Source organism: Peptostreptococcus sp. (genome assembly GCF_977045075.1).
On the sequence record NZ_CDRRTB010000077.1, the window covers coordinates 1 to 8,855 of the forward strand.

The window sequence follows — 8,855 nt, forward strand, 5'->3', positions numbered from 1 at the left end:
CTCCTTGTTTTTTATTTTGTGCGATTTAAATTATACACGAGATTTGATGTGTGTTCCTATTTTTTTGCAAAAAATTTAGCGTTGGGAGAGAATTTTTTCTCTCACCAACGCTAAATATTATACAACCAATAAAAATCCCCTAAAAAAGGGAATTTTTATTATTTTTATATAGGGTAGATGGATTTATAGCTATCAAGCCGATTTTTTATTTATATTTCAGAATTTTTCAACGATTTCAAGATATATCACAAATACATTTCAGATGTTTATAGCTTTATATATCCACTTTTTATTTTTCTATACACAGTGGACGGATTTATACCCACTGCCTTGGCAGCCTTAGTTATATTTCCATATTTTTTAACTGCATTCTTAAGGATTTCTTGTTCAACCAGCCTATGGGCATCATCTATATTCATAATATCCTTTATCACCAGGCTAATATCCCCCCTATCACCTCTTATAGTAGAAGGCTTCTCTTCAAGCTTTTTACTTTCTATTATATCCTCATTACTTTCAAGAGTAAGAATCCTTTCAACCTGTTCCAGGTAGATATTTTCCTGTGGTGACAGGATAACCAGTCTCTCTACCACGTTTTTAAGCTCTCTTATATTACCCTTCCAGTCGTTTTCTACCATCCTAGCCCTGGCCTCAGTTGACAAGCTTACATTCCTATTATACCTTTCATTGAAGTAGTTTATATAATAGTCTGTAATAGGCAGGATATCATCCCTCCTGTCTCTTAGAGGTGGCACAACTACTGGTATTACATTTAGTCTATAGTAAAGATCCTGCCTAAAGATTCTTTCGTCCCTCAGTTCATCAAGGGTCTTGTTTGTAGCACAGACATACCTTACATCTATATGCTTGGACTTGGTGCTACCAATCCTCATTATGGCATTTTCCTGGATGGCACGCAGGAACTTTTTCTGAGTCTTAAGTGGCATCTCTCCTATCTCATCCAAGAATAGGGTGCCGCCATCAGCAGCCTCCATAAGCCCCATCTTACCTTCCTTATTGGCCCCGGTAAAGGCTCCCTTTTCATAACCAAAGAGCTCTGACTCTATCAGTTCCTCAGGTATAGAGGCACAGTTAATGCTTACAAAAGGACCATTACACCTCTTACTCTTAGACCAGAGGCTCCTAGCTATTATTTCCTTACCAACACCAGATTCTCCCATTATAAAGATAGAGGCATCTGAAGGTGCAACCCTCTCTACTATGGCCTTTACCTGCTTCATCTCTTCACTGGCACTGATATATTCAACTACATTTTCATTATTTTCACTAGATATCTTGGCTAGGTTTATCAACCTGGATACATCACGGCCTGTCAAAACTCCACCCTTGAAGTTGCCATTTACATCATAGTGGGGAATCGCAGTATAGGATATAACCTTGCCATTTGGGTATACAATCTCCCTATAGACCTTCTTCTTTTTTTCTATCATCTCAGTAATGACAGGATTTGAAACTTTGCCATCTTTAACTAACTCATCTATACTCTTTTTCAAGACATCCTTTCTCTTAAAGGGTAGGATCTGGTCACAGATGCTATTCATCTTCTGCAATATACCCATTTCATTAAAGACAACGATTATCTCATCTATATGCTCGATTACATTCTTTATGCCTGCATCTATAGTTAGGTCATTATTGAAGATATACCAGTAGCAAACATCCTTACCATCTATATAAACCTCATATTTTTTACCAATTAGAGAGGTGTTCCTTATCCTAAAGGACATGGGACCCGATGTCTTTTCCAATAGCTCTTCTATATCTAGCTGCCTGGTATTATCTAGGTTTCTTAAACCCAAAAAATCACAAACAGACCCTATTTGCTTATTTTGACAGAGGATAGTCCCATCCTCATAAGAAACTAGGGATGGTAAATCCATATTCATCGTAATACTAATCAAAAGAGATTTTTCCATATATTTCTCCCTTCTAAGCCTAAGAGGCCCTCATGTATATAGATACATCTAAACTAGGTCTTCCTAGCAAAATACCTATATATAAATAATAGCACAGATATTTGATTTCTTAAATACCTGTGCCATTTAAACTTACTTATTTACCTACATTCTAGGCCTATTCATCTTGTAATTGTGATTAAATACTATTTCCTGCTGGCTTATGCTAGAAACTACTTACCACAACAGTTCTTATACTTCTTTCCACTTCCACATGGGCAAAGATCATTTCTACCTATCTTTTCCTCTACATGCTCTGGTGTAGACTTGCTTGGCTTTCTGTCTACCCCGTCCATATCTGGAGATTCTAGGTTATCTACATCAACAACCGCCTTTCTCTCAACTGGAACTTCTATCTGTATATTAAATAGGTAAGAAACTGTATCCTCCCTGATCAGCTTGTTCATTTCATCGAACATGTCAAAGCCTTCCATCTTATAGGCTATAACTGGGTCTATCTGACCTATAGCCCTAAGACCAATACCCTGACGCAGCTGGTCCATGGCATCTATATGGTCTATCCAGTGGTTGTCTACTGACTGAAGTAGTATTACTCTTTCTACTTCCCTCATTCTCTCAGATCCTATAAACTCTTCCTTTTCTGTATAAAGAGCTAATAGCCTTTCATATGTAGCTTCAAGAGCTTCAGATGATGTCATCTCAGCAAAGTTAAGGTCATCTATCACCCCACCTGGCAGGTACTTTCTATACATATGAGCCCTGTAACCAGCGTGATCAAATTCTTCCTTTTCATCAGTATAAAGGGCTACAGATTCTGTAATTACATCCCTCATCATCATCTGAATCTGGTCTTGTAGGTTCTCTCCAGATAATACTCTTCTTCTTTCAGCATAGATTATTTCTCTCTGCTTGTTCATTACATCGTCATATTCAAGGACATGCTTTCTGATACCGAAGTTCTTTCCTTCGACCTTCTTCTGTGCATTTTCGATTGACTTAGTAAGCATCCTATGCTCAATTGGAGTTTCATCATCAAGACCAAGCTTTTCAAGTAGACCCTGGACTCTTTCACTACCAAATAGTCTCATTAAATCATCATCAAGTCCTATATAGAACCTAGACTCACCTGGGTCACCCTGACGACCAGCACGACCTCTTAACTGGTTATCTATTCTACGAGACTCATGTCTCTCTGTACCCAATATACATAGACCACCGGCTTCTATAACCTCTAGCTGTTCAGCATCAGTCTGCAACTTATACTCTTCATACAACTTCTTATATGTCTTTCTTGCTGCATCATATTCTTCATTGTCTTCAACACCAGCTACTTCATTGGCTGAATTTACCCTGTTGATCATCTCGTCAGTGAAGTTTAACCTCTTCATTTCCTTTAGAGCCATGAATGATGGGTTACCACCTAGTAGTATGTCGGTACCTCTACCTGCCATATTTGTCGCAATCGTAACGGCACCTAGTCTACCTGCCTGGGCTATAATCTCTGCTTCCTTTTCGTGGAACTTGGCATTCAATACTTCGTGGGCTATTCCCTCTTCTGCCAATATACTTGAAAGTAACTCAGACTTTTCTATTGAAACAGTACCTACTAGGACCGGCTGCTTTCTTTCATGTCTTTCCTTTATATCCCTAGCAACCGCTCTGAACTTGGCCAACTGGTTGGCATATACAGAATCTGCTAGGTCCTTTCTCAACAATGGCTTATTAGTTGGAACCTGGAACACATCCATCTTGTAGATAGACTTGAATTCTTCTTCCTCAGTCTTAGCTGTACCTGTCATACCTGATAGCTTAGTATACATTCTAAAGTAGTTCTGGAATGTAATTGTAGCAAGAGTCTTTGATTCTCTCTGAATCGTCAAGCCTTCCTTGGCTTCTATAGCCTGGTGCAAACCATCAGAATACCTTCTACCAAACATCAAACGACCTGTAAACTCATCAACGATTATAATTTCATCGTCCTTGGCTACGTAGTCAACATCCTTCTTCATTATTACATGGGCCTTTAGGGCCTGGTTGATATGATGGTAAAGCTCTGTATGTTCCATAGTAGTTATGTTATCTACATTGAAGTATACTTCTGCCTTCTTTATACCAGTTTCTGTAAGAGAAACTGCCTTATCCTTTTCTTCCTTCTCATAATCATCCTCATTCAGCGTAAGTATAAATACATTAGCATCTGAATATAGGTGGGTAGACTTGTCTCCAGGTCCTGATATGATAAGTGGTGTCCTTGCTTCATCAACTAGGATTGAGTCAACCTCATCGACAATAGCGTAATTAAGCCCCCTCTGAACCATCTGTTCCTCGTGTATAACCATGTTATCCTTCAGGTAGTCGAAGCCATACTCATTGTTAGTACCATATGTGATATCACAATCATACTGTTGCTTTCTTACCTGAGGTGACTGTCCATGAACTATTACACCTACAGATAGGCCTAGAAACTCATATATCTTTGCCATCTGATCACGGTCACGCTTTGCAAGATAGTCATTAACTGTTACAACGTGTACACCCTTGCCTTCTAGGGCATTTAGGTATACTGGACAAGTGGCAACAAGGGTCTTACCTTCACCTGTCTTCATCTCAGCTATACGTCCCTGGTGTAAAACCATACCACCTATTAGCTGGACCTTAAAGTGTCTCATACCTAGTATTCTTGTTGAAGCTTCCCTTACAACTGCAAAGGCATCTACTAGTATATCGTCAAGTGTTTGTCCATTCTTTAGTCTTTCTTTGAACTCAGGCGTCATGGCCTTAAGCTCTGCATCTGTCATGGCTGCATATTTTTCCCCAGCCGCATCTATCTGATCAGCAATCTTACTAAACTGCTTTAAATCTTTTTTATCTGCCATATTAAAAAGGCTATCTAAAAAACTCATTCACGTCCTCCTCTTTTATTTACTTACAAAATTATTCGTACATAGTCTATTTTACCACAAATACGTAGTTTTGAATAGTTAAAAGATTTTTTAGTATTGATTTTTATTTAAATCTAATATATTATGAATATATTGCAGTAATTTATAATATACATTAAATTACATAATTATAACTAAAATGAGGGGTGAATATTTATTGAAAAAAACTATTAGCTTAAAATCTGAAAGTCTTAGGGATATCAGAACTATAACTGGTTCAGCCTTGCTGATGGCAGTAGCCGTAATTATTGACTTTTTTAGGATTGTATTTTCAAATATAATGGAGATATCCTTTAGCTTCTTGGCCTTAGCCTTGACTGGTATGCTATACGGTCCCCTTGTAGGAGGAGTCGTTGGGGGTATTTCGGACATAATCCAGTATATAGTGAGACCAAGTGGACCATTTTTCCCAGGCTTTACCCTAAATAGCATTATTTCAGGAGTTATTTTCGGTATCTTCTTGTATAAGCAGGAGCTAACAGTAAAGCGTGTAACTATATGTGTCTTAATTGAGGGTATCATCACTGTCCTAATCCTTACACCTATTTGGTTAAATATACTTTACGGTGCAAAGCTATTTGCTATACCTAGATTAATCAGGTTCATAGTAATGTTACCTATAAAGGTAGGTCTTATCTATGCCTTTGGTAGGGTAATGGAAAAACATAAGTTATTTGAAAAATTTAGGGCTGCCTAGCCTGCAATATAAATGGGATACAGCAAATATCCTATGAAAGAAAAAAGCTTTTTACTAGTGGCTACTAGTAAAAAGCTTTTTGTATTTAGCTGACCTGGTCTTTGACCCCACACTCGCCTGCTGGAACTTTCGCTTTGGGGTTACCGCACTACTAATCCTCTCGATTTTCTCGGCAGGACTTACCTCTAAGCCGCGCCATGCTCACTCTCCAATTTTTAGGAGTAGCTTACGTGGATCCTTTTGCCCGCGACTGGCTTGGACTTTCAACCACAGACCTAAATACTTTATTTAGTTTATAATTTTAACCCCTACTTGTCAATATCTTTTTCGTATTTTCCTGTTAAAAAGGTTAAAGATACTAGCTCTTGGGCTCCTGCTAGTCTTAAAACCTTGGATATTTCATCGACAGTGGCCCCAGTTGTAAATATATCATCTACTATAAGTATATTCTTACCATAAACTAGGTCTTTGGCTTCTTCCTTTAGCTTAAAGGAATTTTTCAGCATCCTCCTTCTTTCCTGTGATGATAGGCCGTGTAACTTGTCTGTATTCTTGACCCTTTCTACTAGGCTTACCATTGGCAGGCCTATAAGATCTGCCAGGTAAGCTCCTATTTTCTCAGCCTGATTAAAGCCCCTAGCCTCTAGTCTCTTCTTATTAAGAGGAACGAAGGTGATTATATCCATCCTGGCTACCAGGTCTTGATGTGATTCTAGTAAGGAGTCAGCCATTATTTCTCCTATTATCTTGGCCATATAGGTTTTAGCACTATATTTTAGCTTGAATACCATGAGTTTTGATAAGTCTCCATACTCTATAAAGCTAATATTTCTGTCAAACAAAAACCTCTTCCCTTGACAATAGGGACAAGCCTCTATTGGTCTATCAAGCTCCAGGCTGGTATTTATGGTAGGTTTTCCACAGCACTCACAAGAATTGTGTATAAAAATGATCTTCTCTAGGCATTTTTTACATATGGAATACCTATTTGACCTAGATATTGGCATATGGCAAAATATACAATTCAAATTCTGTGGATAAACCATATCCAAAATGATTTTCCAAATTTTTTCAAACATAAAAGCCCCCTTAATTAGGAGGCAATTACGTAAATATTATACTAATAAAAAAAACTAGCTTTGTTATCTTATTATACCTCGACTATGAAAAATCCTGCTTCTAATCTTCAATTATTGAATTTAATTTAAAACTAGTCAGCTTGTAGGACAGGTTTGAATGCCTATCCTGGTTCATATTATTGGATATCATATAATCTAGATACTTTTTGTTACCAACTATGACAACCAGCTTCTTGGCCCTCGTTACAGCTGTATACAAGAGATTTCTACTCAATAGCATAGGTGGTCCCCAGGTCATTGGTATAACAACTATAGGAAACTCACTACCCTGACTTTTGTGGACTGTTGTACAAAAACAGTGGTCAAGCTCTGATAGCTCGTCATACTTGTACTTAAAAATTTTATATTCATCAAAAAGAACATATATGGTCTTGTTATGCTTGTCTATATGGTAGATATATCCTATATCCCCATTATAGATACCTTCTCCATAGTCTGTGTTTTTTTCATTTTCCCACTTTTTGGAGTAGTTGTTCTTTATCTGCATCACCTTGTCCCCTACCCTGAAGGTCCTTTTCATAAGCTCAACCTCCTGCCTTTCACCCCTTGAAGGGTTTAGGGTCTCCTGTAGGTTTATATTTAGGCTATGTACACCCGCTAAGCCCTTACGCATTGGCGATAGGACCTGGATGTCTTTGACGGAATCAACCTTATAAAAACTTGGTAAACGTCCCTTTACTAGACTCTTTATTTCCTCTAGTATTTCAGAATCCTCTTCCTTGTTTATAAAGTAAAAGTCTGTATCCTTTTTGTTGGCAACAATATCCTGCCCCTTATTAATCCTATGGGCATTAACTATTATGTCGCTTTCCTGGGCCTGCCTAAATATTTCTGTCAGCCTTATAGTAGTAATTACACCTGAGGAAATAATATCTCCTAGCACATTACCGGCCCCTACTGATGGTAGCTGGTCTACATCGCCTACCAGGACTAGCCTGGTCTTTGGTGAGACTGCCTTTAATAGGGCATCCATAAGAAATATATCTATCATAGAAGACTCATCAACAATTATTACGTCGGCCTCTATGGGTTCTTCTTCATTTTTCATAAATATAGACCTATCATCTGTATCGAAGGACATCTCTAGAAGCCTATGTATGGTCTTGGCCTCCTTACCTGTTGTCTCTGTCATTCTTTTAGCAGCACGCCCTGTTGGAGCTGCTAAGGCAACCTTATTCTTGTTTAAGTTAAATAGGTTTATTATGGTATTAATTGTGGTTGTCTTGCCTGTTCCTGGTCCTCCTGTCAGTACCATAACCCCATTTTCAAAGGCGGCTCTTACAGCCAGCTTTTGGTTATAGTCAAGGAAAAGGGACTGGTCCTCTTCAAATCTTTCCATCTCTCTATCTATATCAATTTTTAAGTCCCTGTGCTCATAGGAGTTTAATCTAATTAACCTATTACATACACCTACCTCTGCCTTGTGGTACTTGGCCAGGTATATAATATTGTAGTCTCCAAGCCTTTCAATCACTATCTTCCTCTCTAGGGCCATCTCGTATATCATAGTGTCGATTAGGTCCATATCGAGGTCAAGCAACTTTTGTGACTCTGACCTCACAAGGTCCTCTGGCAAAAAGGTATGTCCACTATTAATAGAGTTTTTCAGGACATGGAGTATTCCCTTTTCTATCCTGTATTCTGAGTCTTTTTCTACACCTGACTTTTGTGCTATCTCATCAGCAATTGTAAAGCCTATACCCACTACCCTATCCACTAAAAGGTAGGGATTTGTCCTGATTACATCTAGAGATTTTTCACCGTAAATCTTGTAAATCTTCATGCTCATCCTTGGGCTGATCCCATAGGGAGATAGGGCTACTATTACATTTTTAACTCCCATATTTTCCTGGTAACTCTCTATTATGGGCTGGAGTTTTTTCTTGCCAATTCCCTCAATTTCAAGGAGTCTTTCAGGCTCATTTTGTATGACATTTAGGGTTTCTAAACCAAACCTTTCAACTATCCTCTTGGCTGTCTTCTCACCTACACCCCTAATCACACCTGATGATAGGAAGGAAAGTATCCCACTAATGGTAGAAGGAACCACAATTTCGTAGGAATCTACATTTAGCTGTCTACCATATTGGTCATGTACCTTCCACTCACCCTTGACTAGGATATTCTCGCCGGCAGTTAG

At 38.4% G+C, this 8,855-nt stretch carries 5 protein-coding genes; 1 reads left to right on the top strand and 4 read right to left on the bottom strand.

Annotation, left to right across the window (positions count from 1 at the left end):
• Nucleotides 1-266: 266 nt before the first annotated feature.
• Both ACW6OJ_RS06580 and secA read right to left on the bottom strand, forming a co-directional pair.
• Nucleotides 267-1,937 carry a sigma-54 interaction domain-containing protein gene (locus ACW6OJ_RS06580; RefSeq protein ID WP_456096088.1) on the bottom strand — a complete coding sequence of 557 codons (1,671 nt, stop codon included), beginning with the start codon at nt 1,935-1,937 and terminating at the stop codon, nt 267-269.
• A gap of 212 nt (nt 1,938-2,149) precedes the next feature.
• Nucleotides 2,150-4,840: a preprotein translocase subunit SecA gene (gene secA / locus ACW6OJ_RS06585; protein ID WP_455104663.1), complete on the bottom strand. Its 2,691-nt coding sequence runs from the start codon at nt 4,838-4,840 to the stop codon at nt 2,150-2,152.
• 196 nt (nt 4,841-5,036) lie between these two features.
• Between secA and ACW6OJ_RS06590 the strand changes: the two genes are divergently transcribed.
• The gene (locus ACW6OJ_RS06590; protein ID WP_293425920.1) at nt 5,037-5,576 is read left to right on the top strand and encodes a folate family ECF transporter S component; all 540 of its coding nucleotides are present in this window, start codon (nt 5,037-5,039) and stop codon (nt 5,574-5,576) included.
• 308 nt (nt 5,577-5,884) lie between these two features.
• On the opposite strand, the gene ACW6OJ_RS06595 is transcribed toward ACW6OJ_RS06590, so the two are convergent.
• Together ACW6OJ_RS06595 and recD2 are read right to left on the bottom strand one after the other, a co-directional pair.
• Nucleotides 5,885-6,655, bottom strand: a complete 771-nt coding sequence (locus ACW6OJ_RS06595; RefSeq protein ID WP_293437647.1) for a ComF family protein — start codon at nt 6,653-6,655, stop codon at nt 5,885-5,887.
• A gap of 100 nt (nt 6,656-6,755) precedes the next feature.
• The coding region (gene recD2, locus ACW6OJ_RS06600; protein WP_456096089.1) for an SF1B family DNA helicase RecD2 at nt 6,756-8,855 on the bottom strand (2,100 nt) is incomplete at its 5' end.